Raw genomic sequence first — 15,982 nt, 5'->3', positions numbered from 1 at the left:
CCCAAGGGCGTCTTCTTTTTAGGATTTGGTGGAGCCGGGGGGATTTGAACCCCCGTCCGCCAGTACTCCGCTGTCGGTACTACATGCTTAGCCGTGTCTACTGAGTTAATCCGCAGCCGCCCGACGGGCAGGGTGCTTTGGACGAGTTGGGTAAGTTTTAGTCGCTTCGCCCCCAACGTGCTGCACGACGATCCTGTTCTGTATGACAATCATTTCGGGTTTACAGGCATCCCCTGATGATTGCTGGAGCCGAAGCTACCAGGAGAGCGGGCTCAGCTGCTTACGCAGCGAGAGCGTAGCCCTCGTAGTTTTCGTCATTGGCAACTATAGAAAGTTGCAACAGTGGATTTACGAGTTCTGTTACCAACTCGGCATGCACCTAGAGTTTCGCTACCGGCGTCGAATCCTAATCGGCCCCACACTCAGCTCTAGCTGGCGTCCCTTTTACAGGATGCGAGGTGGAGTATACGCCTTTGCGCGGGCGGCGTCGACAGGCGGGCCGCCCGGCGCTGCATCAGCTGCCGCTGCCACCGGCCGAGCCGCTGCCTTTCTCGGTTTTTTCCAGGCGTTCGAGCACCTTGCTGGTGATGGCGATGCACTCCTTGTTGTCACCGGCGGCCTGGGCGGCCTTGGCTTTGTCGACGTGCTCGGTGATGGCCTTGTCCAGGCCTTCGGAGGTGGCGCCGACGGTGGCCATGCTGTCGTCGATCTTCTGCAGGTTGATGGCGCACAGGTCGTCGGCGGCGAACACAGGCGAGGCCAGCAGGGTCGCGGCCGCGAACAGGGCGGATAGCGCAGTGCCTTTCATGGGAATCTCCTTGTGCAGGCCTCTGGAGGGTGGGCCTGAACGGTGGACGGTCGACAGTGGGCAAGGGTTCAATCGGCGTGAGAGGGCTCCGGTGTGAGGCGCTGGTGTCGGGGCGATGCGAGGGCTGTATCGCGCGGGGCACGCCCGCCCCGTTTGTGCCTTGGACGTTGTTACTCATCATCTTCGCGAAAATAGCGCGATCGCTTGAAAAGCAGTCGGTAGCCTACGAGCGCCAACAGTGTTCCCCAGTCGCCGCCATCGAGATGCCACACCTGTTGTTCGCGCAGTTGAGTACAGGTGGTAATGCCTGTCGCGGTGAGCACGACATAAAGCACGCATCTGATGGTTCTTGATTTGAAGGCCCAGTCGAGCAAGACGCCCGTGATCATCAAGCAAGTGAGGAAGTAGAGTGTCGTCATGGCGTGCCTGGTCAGATTATGAGGAGCATGGAGGACGTTTGTGGGCCTATGCCGCCATTAACTCGGGCATATAGGGAAACCAGCACATCACCGGCATGAAACGTGGGAAGCCTGCTTTTGGCCAACTGGCTAGTCGTGGTGCCGGCTGCGCCTCCGGCAACCAATCCGGCGGCAAACCCTGCCGGGCCACCGACAAGGGTCGTTACCGCTTGACTGACTGAGGCACCCAGCAGATTCAAGATGTCGTGGCGCTGCTCATTCAACCGATCCCCCTGCAAACGACTGAGTGGCCGCGCCACGGCGACCCGCATATGGCACGGCAGTTTGCCGGGCAGCATCCTGTCGTACAGCTGCGCCACTTTTTCGACGACCTGATAATGCCCCTGGTGCACGAACGGCAAGCTCAGGGTACGCAGGTGACAGCATTGCTCGGGCGCAATCACCAACGCGTTCACGTCGAAGACAACGCCGTGCGGGGTAATGACTTGATAGCTCTTGTCGACGGGCATGCGCGCTTCCCTCGCGGGGCCCTGGGGAGCCAGGAGCCGAGGCATGGAACGATGCCACTGGAGGGGGCGCGCGGCTATTCAGCCGGGGCTGAATGACTGGTAAGAAAGGTCTGGAGGTGGTTCGCCGGCAAGCCGGCTCCTACAGCCTGGCGCGATCAGGCAGGAGCCAGCTTTGCTGGCGAAGCGGTTGGCGCAAGGTCAGGCCTTGCGCGCTCGGGTCACCCGGTCCACCAGGTACACCAGCCCGTGGTAGTCGATGCCGCTGTGGCTCGACAGCCCGATCTCGCAGGTGCGGCTGGTGGAGATCCCTTCCTCGCAATACTGCACCGCGTCCTTGAGCGTGCGCAGCGAGTGGGCGTTGAGCTCGGGCGTGGTGAAGCCCTTGTCGCCGGCAAAACCGCAGCAGTGGATGCCTTCGGGGATCACCACCTGCTTGCTGCAGCGCCGCGCCAGGTCGATCAGCGCCTGGCTTTCGCCCAGGTGCTGGGTGCTGCAGGTCACGTGCACGGCCACCGGGGCGTCCTGGGGGGTGAACTCCAGCTTGTCCAGCAGGTGGGTGCGGATGAAGCGCACCGGGTCGTACAGGTCCAGCCGGGTTTCGCCCAGGTCCTGCACCAGGCGCAGGGTGCAGGGGCTGGTGTCGCAGTAGATCGGGTCGAGGCCACCGCGGCTGGCGTGCAGCAGCGCGGTGATCAGCTCCTGGCGCTTGTGCTCGGCTTGCTCGGGGTAGCCCTTGGAGGCGAACGGCTGGCCGCAGCACAGGCTGTCGGCGTTGTCGGGGAACACCACCTGGTAGCCGGCTTTTTCCAGCAGGGCGCGGGTCTTGTCGAGCAGCGAGCTCTGCTCGCGGTCGGCATAGGCGGGGCCCATCACGCGGGAAACACAGGCGGCGAGGTAGACCACGCGGGGCCGGGCGTCGTTGCTCGCGGGGCCGAAGTCCAGGGGGCGCAACGGCTGGGGCATGGCCGGGGTCCACTGGGGCAGGCGGCCTTTGCTGGCCTTGCTCAGTGTTGCACTGAGGCGCCCAAGGCGTGGCGCGCCGAGCAGCTTGCGGGCGGTGTTGGCGGCGCTGAGGGTGAAGCGCGCGCCGCGCAGGGTGGCGTGGAAATGCTCGGCCAGCCAGTCGGCGGCCTTGGCGTGGTCGGCGGCCTGGGCGCGCAGCTTCTTCACCAACTCGCCGGTGTTGATGCCCACCGGGCAGCGCTGGGCGCACAGGCCGGTGGCGGCGCAGGTGTCGATGCCTTGGTACTGGTAGGTTTGCAGCAGTTCGCGGGTGTCCAGGCCAGCGCGTTGCTTGGCCTGGATGTCGCGCCACATGACGATGCGCTGGCGTGGGCTGAGGGTCAGGCCCTTGGATGGGCACACCGGTTCGCAGAAACCGCACTCGATGCACTTGTCGACGATCTCGTCGGCGGCGGGCAGCGGCTTGAGGTTTTTCAGGTGGATGTCGGGATCTTCGCTCAGCACCACGTCGGGGTTGAGGATGCCGTTGGGGTCGAGCAGGCGCTTGAGCTGCCACATCAGCTGGTAGGCATCGTGGCCCCACTCCAGCTCCACGAACGGCGCCATGTTGCGCCCGGTGCCGTGCTCGGCCTTGAGCGAGCCGCCGAACTCCACCGCCACCAGTTGCGCGACGTCGTCCATGAAGGCCTGGTAGCGGGCCACTTCCTCGGCACTGTTGAAGCCCTGGGTGAAGACGAAGTGCAGGTTGCCTTCCAGCGCGTGGCCGAAAATGATCGCCTCGTCGTAGTGGTGTTTGTCGAACAGCTGGAGCAGGCGGTTGACGCCTTCGGCCAGTTGCTCGATGGGGAAGGTGACGTCCTCGATGATCACCGTGGTGCCGGTCTGGCGCACGGCGCCGACGGCGGGGAAGGTGTCCTTGCGGATTTTCCACAGCTGGTTGTACACCGCCGGGTCTTCGCTGAACGCGACCTGCTGCTCGAGCGGGTAGTCGCCGATCGCGGCCATCACCTGCTCGAGCTGTTCGTGCAGCAGGCTCTGGCTGGCGGCGCGGCACTCGATCAGCAGGGCGCAGGCGTTGGCCGACAGGTCCTTGACCCAGCCGGGCATGCCCGGCATGGCCTGCACCGAGCGCAGGCTGCGGCGGTCGAGCAGTTCCACCGCCGACACCGGCTGGCGCTTGAGCACGGTCACGGCGCGGCAGCAGCTCTCGACGCTGGGGAACACCAGCAGCGCGCTGGCCTTGTGCGGGTGGTCGGGCACGGTGTCGTAGGTGACCGCGCTGATGAAACCCAGGGTGCCTTCGGAACCGACCAGCAGGTGCTGGAGGATGTCCAGCGGCTGGTCGTAGTCCACCAGGGCGTTGAGCGACAGGCCGGTGGTGTTCTTCAGCCGGTACTTGTGCCGGATGCGCTCGGCAAGGTCGCTGTTGGCGCGGGTTTCCCGGCCCAGGCGGGCGAGGGATGCGAGCAACTCGGCGTGGGTGGTTTCGAAGGCGGCGACGCTGGCTGGGTCTTCGCTGTCCAGGCGGGTGCCGTCGGCCAGCACCAGGCGCAGGCCGGCCAGGGTGTGGTAGGTGTTCTGCGCGGTGCCGCAGCACATGCCGCTGGCGTTGTTGGCGACGATGCCGCCGATCTTGCAGGCGTTGATCGAGGCCGGGTCTGGGCCGATCTTGCGCCCGTACGGGGCCAGCCAGGCGTTGGCCTGGGCGCCGATCACCCCGGGCTGCAGGCGGATCTGCTGGCCCTGGCGGCGGATTTCCTTACCGCCCCAGCTATCGCCGAGCACGATCAGCACCGAGTCGCTGATGGCCTGGCCGGACAGGCTGGTGCCGGCGGCGCGGAAGGTCACCGGCACGCGATCGCGCTGGGCCAGCTTGAGCAGTTCGACCACTTCGTCCTCGGACTCGACGCGCACCACCAGCTTGGGAATCAACCGGTAGAAGCTGGCGTCGGTGCCGAAGGCCAGGGTCGAGGTGGGGTCGTCGAAGCGGCGTTCGGCGGGGATCAAGCGCTCGGCATCACGCAGGAACGCGGCGGGCAGGCTCATGCAGTCTCCTCGTGGGGCCGCGGCGTCTGGCGCGCGGCGTGCCCCGGGCAATCAGGCGGTATCGGGGGCGGGCGCTCAGGCGCCCAGTTCGCGGACCAGCGAGTCGCGGCTGATCTCACTGATCGACTTGGCGCCGGTCAGCACCATGGCCACACGCATTTCTTTCTCGAACAGTTCGAGCAGGTTCTTCACCCCGGCCTCGCCATGGGTTGCCAGGGCATAGAGGAAGGCGCGGCCGATCAGCACCGTGTCGGCGCCCAGGGCGACCATGCGCACCACGTCGAGGCCGTTGCGGATGCCGGAGTCGGCGAGGATCTTGATCTCGCCCTTCACCGCATCGGCAATCGCCGGCAGCGCGCGGGCGCTGGACAGCACGCCGTCGAGCTGACGGCCGCCGTGGTTGGAGACGACGATGCCGTCGGCGCCGAACTTGACCGCGTCGCGGGCGTCCTCGGGGTCGAGGATGCCCTTGATGATCATCGGGCCGTCCCAGAATTCGCGAATCCACTCCAGGTCCTTCCAGGAGATGGACGGGTCGAAGTTGTTGCCCAGCCAGCCGATGTAGTCGGCCAGGCCGGTGGGGTTGCCGCGGTACTTGGAGATGTTGCCCAGGTCATGGGGGCGGCCGAGCAGGCCGACGTCCAGGGCCCATTGCGGGTGGGTCATGGCTTGCCACACGCGGCGCAGCGGCGCGTTCGGGCCGCTCATGCCCGAGTGGGCGTCGCGGTAGCGGGCGCCGGGCACCGGCATGTCGACGGTGAATACCAGGGTCTTCACCCCGGCGGCCTTGGCCCGCTCCAGGGCGTTGCGCATGAAGCCGCGGTCTTTCAGCACATAGAGCTGGAACCACATCGGCCGGTCGATGGCCGGGGCCACTTCTTCGATCGGGCAGACCGACACGGTGGACATGGTGAACGGAATGCCATGGGCCGCCGCCGCGCGCGCCGCCTGCACCTCGCCGCGGCGGGCGTACATGCCGGTGAGGCCGACCGGGGCCAGGGCCACGGGCATGCTCAGGGTCTCGTCGAACAGCTGGGTCTGGAGGCTGAGCTCGGACATGTTCTTCAGCACCCGCTGGCGCAGGGCGATGCTGGCCAGGTCCGAGACGTTGTGGCGCAGGGTGTGCTCGGCGTAGGCGCCGCCGTCGGCGTAGTGGAACAGGAACGGAGGCAGCTTGCGTTGGGCCGCGGCGCGATAGTCGGTGGAGGCGGAAATGATCATGGATTCTCGCAGCGTGGGTTGAAGGACGATCCCGGGCGCTGCTCGCGCCCGGGCCCTTTCACTTTAGTGATGAACCAGCATGCCGGTGAGCCAGTAGGCCTGAACCAGGGTGATCAGGCCAACGATGGTGGCGAAGAACAGGCTGTGCTTGACGGTGAAACGGAACAGGTCGGATTCCTTGCCCACCAGGCCGGTGGCGGCGCAGGCCACGGCGATCGACTGCGGCGAGATCATCTTGCCGGTCACGCCGCCGCTGGTGTTGGCCGCCACCAGCAGGGTGTCGTTGACCCCGATCTGGTGCGCGGTGGTGGCCTGCAGCGAGCTGAACAGGGCGTTGGACGAGGTGTCCGAGCCGGTCAGGAACACGCCCAGCCAGCCCAGGAACGGCGAGAAGAACGGGAACGCCGCACCGGTGCCGGCCAGCACCAGGGCCATGGTCGAGGACATGCCCGAGTAGTTGGTGACGAAGGCGAAGGCCAGCACCATGCCGATCGACAGGATCGGCCAGCGCAGTTCCCAGAACGTCTCTTTCAAAGTGGTCAGACCAGTTTTGAAATTGATCTTGAGCACCGCCATGGAGATCAGCGCCGAGAGGAAGATCGCGGTGCCGGTGGCGGAGATCGGGTCGAGCTTGAACACCGCCGGCATGGCGGTTGGCGCGGTGACGATCGGCGCGGTCTTGATCACCAGTTGGTCGAGGTGCGGGATGGCGAAGTTGAACACCAAGTTGTACATCGCCCCGCCTGGGGCGAAGGCCGCCTTGAATGGCTTGAGGGTCCAGATGGTCACCAGCACGGTGAGGATCAGGAACGGCGACCAGGCCTTGAAGATCTCGCCGAAGCTGTACGGCGAAGGCTGGCTGCCGCTCGCTTGCACCACCGCGGCGCCGACGCTGCCCTGGGCCTGGCTGAACGCACGCTTGGGCTGCCAGACTTTCAGGAACAGGGTCAGGGCGATCAGGCTGGCCAGGGCCGAGGTGATGTCCGGCAGTTCCGGGCCGATGAAGTTGGAGGTGAAGTACTGGGTCACGGCGAAGCTCAGGCCGGCCACCAGGGCGGCGGGCCAGGTTTCTTTCACGCCGCGCAGGCCATCCATCATGAACACCAGCCAGAACGGCACGAACAGCGACAGCAGCGGCAGCTGGCGGCCGGTCATGGCGCCGATGTGGAAGGCGTCGATGCCGGTGACTTGCCCGGCGACGATGATCGGGATGCCCAGGGCGCCGAAGGCCACCGGCGCGGTGTTGGCGATCAGGCACAGGCCGGCGGCGTACAGCGGGTTGAAGCCCAGGCCCACCAGCAGCGCGGCGGTGATGGCCACTGGGGCGCCGAAGCCGGCCGCGCCTTCGAGGAAGGCACCGAAGCAGAAGCCGATCAGCAGCACTTGCAGGCGCTGGTCGTCGGTGATCGACAGCACCGAGCTGCGGATCACTTCGAACTGGCCGCTCTTGACCGTGAGTTTGTAGAGGAACACCGCGGCGACGATGATCCAGGCAATTGGCCACAGGCCGTAGAGGAAGCCGTAGCCGGCGGCGGCCAGGGCCATGTCGACCGGCATCTGGAAGGCGAAGATGGCCACCAGGATCGACAGCGCCAGGGTGATGCTGCCGGCGACGTGGCCTTTGAGGCGGAACACGGCGAGGGCGAGGAAGAAGAACACGATGGGGATGACCGCCGCCAGTGCGGACAGGCCAAGACTACCAAGCGGGCTATAGAGTTGTTGCCAGGTTTGCATATGGGGTGGCCCCTAATTGTTGTTGGTCAGGCACTGGCATTGGATAATTGGTAAGACCAATTTACAATGGCTGGTCGCTAGGTTAAGAGCGCCATTGCGGGTGTGTCAATTTGTCCTGGGGAAAACTTTGCGCGGATACCGATGAGTGGGCCTCTGTGCGGTGCTGAAAATCGCCATCTGGTGGGTGTCGGCCTGGGCGCGATAGGCGCAGAATAGGCGGCCCCCGGATCTGCACCCCGGGGTTCGTGGAGAGCATGTGATGGTTTTTGATCAGGTCCGCCAGCGGCGCCTGTCCGACGACATCGTCGATCGGTTGGAAGGGATGATTCTCGAGGGCACCCTCACCTCAGGCCAGCGCCTGCCGGCCGAGCGTGCCCTGGCCGAGCAGTTCGGCGTGTCCCGCCCGTCGTTGCGCGAGGCGATCCAGAAGCTGGTGGCCAAGGGGTTGCTGGTCAGCCGCCAGGGTGGTGGCAACTATGTGGCCGAGTCGCTGGGCTCGACCTTCAGCGACCCGCTGCTCAAGCTGCTCGAAGGCAGCCCCGAGGCGCAGCGTGACCTGCTGGAGTTTCGTCATACCCTGGAGGCGTCCTGCGCCTATTACGCCGCGCAGCGCGCCACCGAGCCCGATCGCCAGCGTTTGAAGGCCGCGTTCGACGCGCTGCAGGATTGCTACAACCGGGTCGACGAAGTCAGCCGGGCAGAGGAGGGCGCGGCCGATGCGCGCTTCCACCTGGCCATTGCCGAGGCCAGCCACAACGCGGTGTTGCTGCACACCATCCGCGGGTTGTTCGACCTGCTCAAGCGCAACGTGGTGACCAATATCGGCGGCATGTACCAGCAGCGCAGCGAGACCCGCGACATGCTGATCAGCCAGCATCGCGAGTTGTACCTGGCGATTGTCCAGGGGCGGGCGGACGATGCGCGGGAGGTGTCGAGCCGACACATCCTTTACGTGCAGGAGGTGCTGCAGGAGGCGCAGCAAGAGGCCCAGCGGGTGGCACGGGCGGAGCGGCGCAGCGGGCGCTGACGCTCGCTTGCGGCGGCCTGCGCTGCTTTGTGTAGGCGCGGCCTTGTGTCGCGAAAAGGGCGCGCAGCGGCCTCGGGATCTTTGTACCACTCAAGAGCGTCGGGGCCGCTTTGCGGCCCTTTCGCGACACAAGGCCGCTCCTACAAGGGATGCGTGGGGCGTCAGGCCGGCGGCATGCACTGCAGGAAGCGCAGCAGGAGGCCCAGCGGGCGGCACGGGCGCTGACACTCGCTTGCTGCGGCGTGCGCTGCTTTGTGTAGGAGCGGCCTTGTGTCGCGAAAAGGGCGCGCAGCGGCCTCGGGATCTTTGCACCACTCAAGATCGTCGGGGCGCTTTGCCCTTGTGTCGCGAAAATGCGTGGGACGTCAGGCCGGCGGCATGCACTGCAGGAAGCGCAGCAAGAGGCCCAGCGGGCGGACTGGCGCAGCGGGCGCTGACGCTCGCTTGCGGCGGCCTGCGCTGCTTTGTGTAGGCGCGGCCTTGTGTCGCGAAAAGGGCGCGCAGCGGCCTCGGGATCTTTGCGCCACTCAAGAGCGTCGGGGCCGCTTTGCGGCCCTTTCGCGACACAAGGCCGCTCCTACAAGGGATGCGTGGGGCGTCAGGCCGGCGGCATGCACTGCAGGAAGCGCAGCAGGAGGCCCAGCGGGCGGCACGGGCGCTGACACTCGCTTGCTGCGGCGTGCGCTGCTTTGTGTAGGAGCGGCCTTGTGTCGCGAAAAGGGCGCGCAGCGGCCTCGGGATCTTTGCACCACTCAAGATCGTCGGGCCGCTTTGCGGCATGGATGCGTGGGGCGTCAGGCCGGCGGCATGCACTGCAGGAAGCGCAGCAGGAGGCGCAGCGGGCGTTGACACTCGCTTGCTGCGGCGTGCGCTGCTTTGTGTAGGAGCGGCCTTGTCGCGAAAGGGCGCGCAGCGGCCTCGGGATCTTTGCACCACTCAAGATCGTCGGGGCCGCTTTGCGGCCCTTTCGCGACACAAGGCCGCTCCTACAAGGGATGCGTGGGGCGTCAGGCCGGCGGCATGCACTGCAGGAAGCGCAGCAGGAGGCCCAGCGGGTGGACCAGGCAAGCTGGGCGTTACTCTTCCTTGCCCTTGTTGCGCATGGTGCGCTGCAGCTCGCGGTTGGAGTCGCGCTCGCGCACGGTGTCGCGCTTGTCGAACTCCTTCTTGCCCTTGCCCAGCGCGATTTCGCACTTGATCAGGTGCTTGCTCCAGTACAGCGACATCGCCACGCAGGTGTAGCCCTTCTGCGCCACGGCCGCTTCCAGGCGCTCGAGCTCGCGCTTGTTCAGCAGCAGCTTGCGGGTGCGGATCGGGTCGGCGATGACGTGGGTGCTGGCGGTGGTCAGCGGGGTGATGTGGCTGCCGAACAGCCAGGCTTCGCCATCCTTGAGCAGCACGTAGCTGTCGGTCAGGTGCGCCTTGCCGGCCCGCAGGCTCTTTACTTCCCAGCCGGACAGGACCAGCCCGGCCTCGAACTTGTGTTCGATGAAGTAATCGTGTCGCGCCTTCTTGTTCTGCGCGATGGTCCCGGTCGGATGTTTCTTTTGCTTAGCCATAGGGGCGGCATTATAGGCAGTCAGTGCGTGCTCGGCTATGGGGTTTAGGTGCGCTTGAGCCTGTTCGGTGAATCCCGGACAATACAGGCCTCGTTCCGCCGCGCGGAACGGTTTTTCACGGCGCTGTCGTGCGCCGCCGCCCCGTTTGGAAGTGACGCCTGGATGACTACCCATATTCAACGCTCCGCCCTGCTGCCATACCCTGCCCAGGCGCTCTACGACCTGGTCAACGATGTGGCCGGCTACCCGGACTTCCTGCCCTGGTGTTCGGCCTCGACGGTGATCGAGGCCAGCGACACCCACATGCGCGCGAAGCTCGAGGTGGCCAAGGGTGGCATGAGCCAGCAGTTCGTCACGCGCAACGTGCTGGTGCCGGGGCAGTCGATCGAGATGAACCTCGAAGAGGGGCCTTTCACCCAGCTGCACGGGCTGTGGGTGTTCAAGCCATTGGGCGAGAAAGCCTGCAAGATCAGCCTGGACCTGTCGTTCGACTACGCCGGCGCGCTGGTGCGCGCGACCCTGGGGCCGCTGTTCAACCAGGCGGCCAACACCATGGTCGATGCTTTCTGCCAGCGCGCCAAGCAGCTCTATGGCTGAGGCGGCCATCGCCATCGAGGTGGTCTATGCCACGGCCGAGCACCAGTGGCTGCTGGCCTGCGAAGTGCCGGCGGGGACCTCGGTGAGCGCAGCGCTGCGTCTGTCGGGCCTGGCCGAACAGGTGCCGGGGCTGGACCTGACGCATTGCCCGGTGGGGATCTTTGGCAAGCAGGTCAGTGATCCGGCGGTACGCCAGGTACAGGCGGGGGAGCGGCTGGAGGTCTATCGGCCCTTGCTGGTCGACCCGCTGGAGGCGCGCAAGCGGCGCGCGGCCAAGGCCAGGGGCGCGCGCGAAGGCTGACGCTTGTTGCAGGCAATAAAAAGCCCGGACCTGGTCCGGGCTTTTTCGTCGCGCCGCCTTTACTGCGGGGCGGTTTCCAGCGGTGCTGGGGTCGGCACCGGGGTGGTCTCGACGTTGTCGATTTCTTTTTGCAGGGTATCTTCCAGCGAACCTGCCTTGGCCGGTTTTTCCTGGCTCGGCTGCTGGTTCGGGCTGACGGTGGTGTCGCTGCTGCCACCGAGGATTTCCTGGTCGCGGCTGACGCCCGGCATGAAGTCGCCGGACAGGTTGACCAGTTGGTCGCTGTCGTTGAAGAACACGCTCATGCGTTCCTGCTGACGCTCGCCGCCGCCTGGCTGCAGGCTGTACAGGTAGTCCCAGCGATTGGTGTGGAAGGTGTCCTGCAGCAGTGGGTTGCCCATGATAAACCTTACTTGCCGGCGGGTCATTCCCGGGCGCAATTGGTCTATCATGTCCTGCGTGACGACATTGCCCTGCTGGATGTCGATTTTGTAAACCCCGGGAAACGAGCAACCGGCGAGTGCGAGCAGTCCCACGAGGGTGAGGCTGGTTAGCAAGAGCTTGGTGTTTTGCATCGGTGGGCGACTTCCACTATCTTGGCTGGACAACGTAAACCCCGATCATACCCGTATTAAGAGAAGCTGCGAAGCAGCATCGGCGAGAAAGCTGACCATGGTTGAAAATAGCGAATTGCGCAAAGCGGGCCTGAAGGTAACCCTGCCTCGGGTCAAGATTCTTCAGATGCTCGACTCCACCGAGCAGCGTCACATGAGTGCCGAGGATGTCTACAAGGCACTGATGGAGGCTGGCGAAGACGTCGGTCTGGCAACCGTGTATCGCGTCCTGACCCAGTTCGAAGCGGCGGGTCTGGTGGTTCGCCACAACTTCGACGGCGGCCACGCGGTATTCGAATTGGCGGACGGTGGCCACCACGACCACATGGTCAACGTGGATACCAGCGAAGTCATCGAATTCATGGATGCCGAGATCGAGCGGCGCCAGAAGGAGATCGTGGCCGAACACGGCTTCGAGCTGGTGGACCACAATCTGGTCCTGTATGTGCGTAAAAAGAAGTAACGATTTCGCTCGTGCTTGACGACAAAGGCGACCCTCGGGTCGCCTTTGTGCTGTGTGGCCGCTGCCTGCGCCTCAGGGCTGGCGATTCTGCGCCTTGAGCAGGTCGCGAATTTCCGTCAGCAGGGTTTCTTCGGCGCTCGGCACCGGCGGCGCACTCGGGGCCACGGCCTCTTCGCGCTTGAGGCGGTTGATCGCCTTCACGCCCATGAAGATGGCGAAGGCGACGATGATGAAGTCGAGGATGGTCTGGATGAACTTGCCATAGGCCAGGACCACCGCCGGCACATCGCCCTCGGCGGCCTTGAGGGTGATGGCCAGGTCGCTGAAGTCGACCCCGCCGATGAGCATGCCGATCGGCGGCATGATCACGTCGCCGACGAACGACGAGACGATCTTGCCGAAGGCCGCGCCGATGATGATACCCACCGCCATGTCGACGACATTTCCCTTGACCGCGAAGGCCTTGAATTCACTGAGCATGCCCATGCTGTATTCCTTTGTTACGAATGGAGAGGTAAACGCAGTGTAAGCCACTAAAACGCTTCATGCGTGACGTTCGCAGCAACAGACTGCACTTAGAACGAATAGTTTTGTCGCTCGGCAACGGCTCCGGGACACGTCCGCGTTCGGCTATCATGGCGGTTTTTTCCAGGAGACCCCGCCCATGGCCAAGGCCAAGCGTTTGTATGGCTGCACCGAGTGTGGCGCGACCTTCCCCAAATGGGCTGGCCAGTGCGGCGAGTGCGGGGCCTGGAACACCCTGGTCGAGACCATGATCGAAAGCGGCGGCGCCGCGGCGCCCAGCGGGCGGGCCGGCTGGACCGGGCAGCAGGCGCAGATCAAGACCCTGGCCGAGGTCAGCGTCGAGGAGATCCCGCGCTTCACCACCAGCAGCACCGAGCTCGACCGCGTGCTCGGCGGCGGCCTGGTGGATGGCTCGGTGGTGCTGATCGGCGGCGATCCCGGCATCGGCAAGTCGACCATCCTGCTGCAGACCCTGTGCAACATCGCCGTGCACATGCCGGCGCTGTACGTCACCGGCGAGGAATCGCAGCAGCAGGTGGCCATGCGCTCGCGCCGCCTGGGCCTGCCCCAGGACCAGCTCAAGGTCATGACCGAAACCTGCATCGAGACCATCATCGCCACCGCCCGCCAGGAAAAACCGCGGGTGATGGTGATCGACTCGATCCAGACCATCTTCACCGAGCAACTGCAATCGGCGCCGGGCGGGGTGGCCCAGGTGCGCGAGAGCACCGCGCTGCTGGTGCGCTACGCCAAGCAGAGCGGCACAGCGATCTTCCTGGTCGGCCATGTCACCAAGGAAGGCTCGCTGGCCGGCCCGCGGGTGCTCGAGCACATGGTCGACACCGTGCTGTATTTCGAGGGTGAGTCCGATGGCCGCCTGCGCCTGCTGCGGGCGGTGAAGAACCGCTTCGGCGCGGTCAACGAACTGGGCGTGTTCGGCATGACCGACCGTGGCCTGAAGGAGGTTTCCAACCCCTCGGCGATCTTCCTCAACCGCACCCAGGAAGAAGTGCCCGGCAGCGTGGTCATGGCCACCTGGGAAGGCACCCGGCCGATGCTGGTGGAGGTCCAGGCGCTGGTCGACGACAGCCACCTGGCCAACCCGCGACGGGTCACCCTGGGCCTGGACCAGAACCGCCTGGCCATGTTGCTGGCGGTGCTGCACCGCCACGGCGGCATCCCGACCCACGACCAGGACGTGTTCCTCAACGTGGTCGGCGGGGTCAAGGTGCTGGAAACCGCCTCAGACCTGGCGCTGCTGGCGGCGGTGATGTCGAGCCTGCGCAACCGCCCGCTGGCCCATGGCCTGCTGGTGTTCGGCGAGATCGGCCTGTCGGGCGAGGTACGCCCGGTGCCCAGCGGCCAGGAGCGGCTGAAGGAGGCTGCCAAGCACGGCTTCAAGCGCGCCATCGTGCCCAAGGGCAACGCGCCCAAGGAGTCGCCCGCCGGCTTGCAGGTGATCGCCGTGACCCGCCTGGAGCAGGCGCTGGATGCCTTGTTCGAATAACTTGGTTTCTTGCAACTGATTCTCAACAACAAGTAGCATACCGCCACCTTGCGACCACCCCATGGAGTGCGTGTGGCGGAGTTAGACCTCAAGCGGCTGTTTCTCAAGCACGCGAAAAACCTTCAGGGCCTGCTCTCGCGCAAGGTGCGCGACCCGCAGCTGGCCGCCGACCTGGTGCAGGACAGCTTCCTGCGCCTGGCCGAGCAGCAGCGGGTCGACCCGATCGACAACGCCCAGGCCTACCTGTATCGCACCGCGCACAACCTGATGGTGGACCACGTGCGCCAGCAGCAGCGGCGCAAGACCGACCTGGTGCCCCACGAAGCCCTGGAGGGCATCGTCGAGGAGCGCCCCGGGCTCGACGAACAGGCCGCCCGCGAGCAGCACCTGCGGCGCTTGCAGGCGATCCTTGGCGAGTTGCCCGAGCGTACCCGCCAGGTCTTCCGGCTCAACCGCCTGGAGGGCATGACCCACGCCGAGGTCGCGCGTCACCTGGGGATCTCCGACAGTTCCGTGCAAAAGCACCTGGCCAAGGCCCTGGCCTATGTGATGCAGTGCCTGCAGGAAACCGAATGACCAACGGTTTACTGACAAATGCCGCCTCAGACGTCAGCCCAGACATAACCAGATCGCGAGAGACCCCTGTGAGCAGCCAGAACGAGCAAGCCATCCGCGAGCAGGCCGCCGAGTGGGTGGTGCGGGAGTGCGCCGGCCCCTTGAGCCCGGCGCAGCAGCAGGCCTTGGCGCAGTGGTGCGGCAGTGATCCACGCCATGCTCGGGCCTATGGGTTGGCCCAGGCGACCTGGGCCGACCTCGGGCAGCTGGCGGGCTTGCCTGGCGCCGCGCCGTCCTTGGCGCTCGCGCCCCCCGCCCGTGCCCTGGGCAGGCGCCGTCGCCCGCGCCTGCGCCAAGGCTTGGCCAGCGCCGCCGCGCTGTTGCTGGCGGTACTGACGCTGCACTGGGCGCCCCAGGCCTGGCAGGGCTTGCGCGCCGACTACAGCACCGGCGGCGGGGAAGTGCGCCAGGTGACCTTGGCCGATGGCAGCCAGGTCGACCTGGACAGCCACAGCGCCATCGAGCTGGCCTTCACCGACCAGGAACGCCGGGTGCGGCTGTTGGCCGGCGAGGCGGTGTTCAGCGCCGCGCCGGTCACGGCGCAGGAAACCCGGCCGTTCGTGGTCGAGTACGCCGGCGCCACCAGCCGCGCCCTGGGCACCCGTTTCGTGGTCGGGGCGGCGGGCGAGGGCGGCTGGGTCGGCATGCTCGAGCACCGTGTCGCGGTCGAGCTGCAATCAGCGCCGCAGCAAGGCCGGGCCAGCCAGGTGCTGGAGGAGGGCGACAGCCTGCGCTACGACCAGCGCTTGGGGCTGCGGCCCTGGCCGCAGCACGACCTGCGCCGGGCCACCGACTGGCAGCGCGGCGTGCTGGTGTTCGAGCGCCAGCCGCTGGGCGAGGTGGTGGCCCGGCTCAACCAATACCGCCGCGGGCGGATCGTGGTGGCCAGCGCGCAACTGGCGCAGCGCCAGGTCAGTGGGGTGTTCCGCCTGGACCACCTGGACAGCGTGCCCGCGGTCCTCGGCAATGAGCTGCAGGCCAGCCTGGTCGAGCTTGCGGGGCTGGCGTTGCTCTACTGAAAAAGCGCCTGGGCAAAAAAACTTTGGTTTTCGCTTACTGACTTTATCCGCGTTG

The 15,982-nt window shown here is 65.8% G+C and carries 16 protein-coding genes and 1 other RNA gene; 7 read left to right on the top strand and 10 right to left on the bottom strand.

The genetic code is table 11. From position 1 onward, the window contains the following. Positions 1–26: 26 nt before the first annotated feature. The 7 genes from ssrA to KSS95_RS24195 all read right to left on the bottom strand — a co-directional run bounded on the left by ssrA (position 27) and on the right by KSS95_RS24195 (position 7,700). Positions 27–418, bottom strand: a transfer-messenger RNA (tmRNA) gene (gene ssrA / locus KSS95_RS24225). A 96-nt stretch (positions 419–514) separates the two neighbouring features. Beyond that, entirely contained in the window at positions 515–808 is a 294-nt protein-coding gene (locus KSS95_RS24220) for a PA2433 domain-containing protein (RefSeq protein WP_134692374.1), read from the bottom strand. Positions 809–978: 170 nt separating this feature from the next. Then, positions 979–1,227 (bottom strand): hypothetical protein, encoded by a 249-nt coding sequence (locus KSS95_RS24215; RefSeq protein WP_217850382.1) that lies wholly within the window; start codon positions 1,225–1,227, stop codon positions 979–981. Between the two features lie 11 nt (positions 1,228–1,238). Beyond that, positions 1,239–1,736, bottom strand: coding sequence for a hypothetical protein (locus KSS95_RS24210; RefSeq protein ID WP_217850379.1), 498 nt, complete (start codon positions 1,734–1,736; stop codon positions 1,239–1,241). A 198-nt stretch (positions 1,737–1,934) separates the two neighbouring features. After that, positions 1,935–4,745: an FAD-binding and (Fe-S)-binding domain-containing protein gene (locus KSS95_RS24205; protein WP_217850378.1), complete on the bottom strand. Its 2,811-nt coding sequence runs from the start codon at positions 4,743–4,745 to the stop codon at positions 1,935–1,937. Between the two features lie 75 nt (positions 4,746–4,820). Continuing rightward, on the bottom strand, positions 4,821–5,966 hold the full coding sequence (lldD, locus tag KSS95_RS24200) for an FMN-dependent L-lactate dehydrogenase LldD (RefSeq protein ID WP_217850376.1): 1,146 nt from the start codon (positions 5,964–5,966) through the stop codon (positions 4,821–4,823). 63 nt (positions 5,967–6,029) lie between these two features. Further along, positions 6,030–7,700 (bottom strand): lactate permease LctP family transporter, encoded by a 1,671-nt coding sequence (locus KSS95_RS24195; RefSeq protein ID WP_217850374.1) that lies wholly within the window; start codon positions 7,698–7,700, stop codon positions 6,030–6,032. 259 nt (positions 7,701–7,959) lie between these two features. Here KSS95_RS24195 and KSS95_RS24190 point away from each other — a divergent pair, with 259 nt between their 5' ends. After that, complete coding sequence (locus KSS95_RS24190; protein WP_217850372.1) at positions 7,960–8,727, top strand: FCD domain-containing protein; 768 nt, start codon at positions 7,960–7,962, stop codon at positions 8,725–8,727. Between the two features lie 1,076 nt (positions 8,728–9,803). On the opposite strand, the gene smpB is transcribed toward KSS95_RS24190, so the two are convergent. Next, complete coding sequence (smpB, locus tag KSS95_RS24185; RefSeq protein WP_011532120.1) at positions 9,804–10,286, bottom strand: SsrA-binding protein SmpB; 483 nt, start codon at positions 10,284–10,286, stop codon at positions 9,804–9,806. A 162-nt stretch (positions 10,287–10,448) separates the two neighbouring features. On the opposite strand from smpB, the gene KSS95_RS24180 reads away from it, so the two are divergent. After that, on the top strand, positions 10,449–10,883 hold the full coding sequence (locus KSS95_RS24180; RefSeq protein ID WP_134692388.1) for a type II toxin-antitoxin system RatA family toxin: 435 nt from the start codon (positions 10,449–10,451) through the stop codon (positions 10,881–10,883). Further along, on the top strand, positions 10,876–11,184 hold the full coding sequence (locus tag KSS95_RS24175; RefSeq protein WP_217850370.1) for an RnfH family protein: 309 nt from the start codon (positions 10,876–10,878) through the stop codon (positions 11,182–11,184). The genes KSS95_RS24180 and KSS95_RS24175 overlap by 8 nt, the downstream gene beginning before the upstream one ends. A 59-nt stretch (positions 11,185–11,243) precedes the next feature. Here the strand turns inward: KSS95_RS24175 and KSS95_RS24170 are convergent, their stop codons facing one another. Continuing rightward, complete coding sequence (locus tag KSS95_RS24170; RefSeq protein ID WP_134692392.1) at positions 11,244–11,759, bottom strand: outer membrane protein assembly factor BamE; 516 nt, start codon at positions 11,757–11,759, stop codon at positions 11,244–11,246. Between the two features lie 97 nt (positions 11,760–11,856). On the opposite strand from KSS95_RS24170, the gene fur reads away from it, so the two are divergent. After that, positions 11,857–12,261: a ferric iron uptake transcriptional regulator gene (gene fur / locus KSS95_RS24165; RefSeq protein WP_134692394.1), complete on the top strand. Its 405-nt coding sequence runs from the start codon at positions 11,857–11,859 to the stop codon at positions 12,259–12,261. Positions 12,262–12,333: 72 nt separating this feature from the next. On the opposite strand, the gene mscL is transcribed toward fur, so the two are convergent. Beyond that, positions 12,334–12,747: a large-conductance mechanosensitive channel protein MscL gene (gene mscL / locus KSS95_RS24160; protein WP_217850368.1), complete on the bottom strand. Its 414-nt coding sequence runs from the start codon at positions 12,745–12,747 to the stop codon at positions 12,334–12,336. Positions 12,748–12,925: 178 nt separating this feature from the next. Between mscL and radA the strand changes: the two genes are divergently transcribed. The 3 genes from radA (at position 12,926) to KSS95_RS24145 (ending at position 15,927) form a co-directional block, all read left to right on the top strand. Further along, positions 12,926–14,293: a DNA repair protein RadA gene (radA, locus tag KSS95_RS24155; RefSeq protein WP_217850366.1), complete on the top strand. Its 1,368-nt coding sequence runs from the start codon at positions 12,926–12,928 to the stop codon at positions 14,291–14,293. 72 nt (positions 14,294–14,365) lie between these two features. Continuing rightward, positions 14,366–14,869, top strand: coding sequence for an RNA polymerase sigma factor (locus KSS95_RS24150; RefSeq protein ID WP_217850365.1), 504 nt, complete (start codon positions 14,366–14,368; stop codon positions 14,867–14,869). A gap of 68 nt (positions 14,870–14,937) precedes the next feature. After that, positions 14,938–15,927 (top strand): FecR family protein, encoded by a 990-nt coding sequence (locus tag KSS95_RS24145; RefSeq protein WP_217850363.1) that lies wholly within the window; start codon positions 14,938–14,940, stop codon positions 15,925–15,927. Positions 15,928–15,982: the final 55 nt, after the last annotated feature.

Source organism: Pseudomonas muyukensis, assembly GCF_019139535.1.
Classification (GTDB): domain Bacteria; phylum Pseudomonadota; class Gammaproteobacteria; order Pseudomonadales; family Pseudomonadaceae; genus Aquipseudomonas; species Aquipseudomonas muyukensis.
Note: the sequence above shows the minus strand (reverse complement) of the source record. Positions and strands in the feature narration are given on the sequence as shown.

Coding starts and splice junctions, on each gene's coding strand:
- KSS95_RS24215 (WP_217850382.1), bottom strand. CDS start 1,227: ATGACGACACTCTACTTCCTCACTTGCTTGATGATCACGGGCGTCTTG.
- smpB (WP_011532120.1), bottom strand. CDS start 10,286: ATGGCTAAGCAAAAGAAACATCCGACCGGGACCATCGCGCAGAACAAG.
- KSS95_RS24195 (WP_217850374.1), bottom strand. CDS start 7,700: ATGCAAACCTGGCAACAACTCTATAGCCCGCTTGGTAGTCTTGGCCTG.
- KSS95_RS24170 (WP_134692392.1), bottom strand. CDS start 11,759: ATGCAAAACACCAAGCTCTTGCTAACCAGCCTCACCCTCGTGGGACTG.
- lldD (WP_217850376.1), bottom strand. CDS start 5,966: ATGATCATTTCCGCCTCCACCGACTATCGCGCCGCGGCCCAACGCAAG.
- KSS95_RS24220 (WP_134692374.1), bottom strand. CDS start 808: ATGAAAGGCACTGCGCTATCCGCCCTGTTCGCGGCCGCGACCCTGCTG.
- fur (WP_134692394.1), top strand. CDS start 11,857: ATGGTTGAAAATAGCGAATTGCGCAAAGCGGGCCTGAAGGTAACCCTG.
- KSS95_RS24175 (WP_217850370.1), top strand. CDS start 10,876: ATGGCTGAGGCGGCCATCGCCATCGAGGTGGTCTATGCCACGGCCGAG.
- mscL (WP_217850368.1), bottom strand. CDS start 12,747: ATGGGCATGCTCAGTGAATTCAAGGCCTTCGCGGTCAAGGGAAATGTC.
- KSS95_RS24205 (WP_217850378.1), bottom strand. CDS start 4,745: ATGAGCCTGCCCGCCGCGTTCCTGCGTGATGCCGAGCGCTTGATCCCC.
- KSS95_RS24210 (WP_217850379.1), bottom strand. CDS start 1,736: ATGCCCGTCGACAAGAGCTATCAAGTCATTACCCCGCACGGCGTTGTC.
- KSS95_RS24190 (WP_217850372.1), top strand. CDS start 7,960: ATGGTTTTTGATCAGGTCCGCCAGCGGCGCCTGTCCGACGACATCGTC.
- KSS95_RS24180 (WP_134692388.1), top strand. CDS start 10,449: ATGACTACCCATATTCAACGCTCCGCCCTGCTGCCATACCCTGCCCAG.
- radA (WP_217850366.1), top strand. CDS start 12,926: ATGGCCAAGGCCAAGCGTTTGTATGGCTGCACCGAGTGTGGCGCGACC.